The sequence below is a fragment of the Streptomyces sp. SID13726 genome, from assembly GCF_010548375.1.
In the GTDB taxonomy this organism is placed as follows: Bacteria; Actinomycetota; Actinomycetes; order Streptomycetales; family Streptomycetaceae; genus Streptomyces.
The window spans coordinates 1-432 of the sequence record NZ_JAAGLY010000497.1 but is presented as its reverse complement, the minus strand read 5'-3'; the positions used below and the strand labels follow the sequence as shown (position 1 = coordinate 432).

Annotated in this window: 1 protein-coding gene; it reads left to right on the top strand. The window is 71.5% G+C overall.

The window, feature by feature from the left end; all coding sequences use genetic code 11:
- Positions 1 to 307 (top strand): hypothetical protein (locus G3I78_RS48775; RefSeq protein WP_164437087.1); only part of this gene is annotated, 307 nt, incomplete at its 5' end.
- Positions 308 to 432 lie beyond the last annotated feature (125 nt).

Genomic DNA, 432 nt, shown 5'->3' with positions numbered 1-432 from the left:
CGTCCGGCCCGCGCGCCGCTGCGGGATCATCGCCACCGGCGACCTGCCCCCCAGCGACGCCGTCACCACGTCGTACGGCCCAGCCGAGGACTTCACCGACCAGGTCGACTTCCCCGCCTATGGCGTCGGCGGCCTGGTCCGCCTCGAGCCCACCTACGCCAGCGCGAACTACGCCGTCCTCACCCCGGACGAGACCCTCATCGGCACTGCCAAAGAGTTCCGCTGGGCCGTCGACGCCCTCGCCGTCCACTTCGGGCTCCCCGACGACGACATCCGCATCACCCACACCCCGACCCCAAGGACCTGACGTGCCCTTCACCCCCGAGCAGATCTTCGCCGCCCTTCACCAGGCCATCAGGCCCGACTCCGCCACCGACCGCTTCGACCGCGGCTACGCATGGGCCATGGACAGCGTCCGCCGCATCCTCGCCG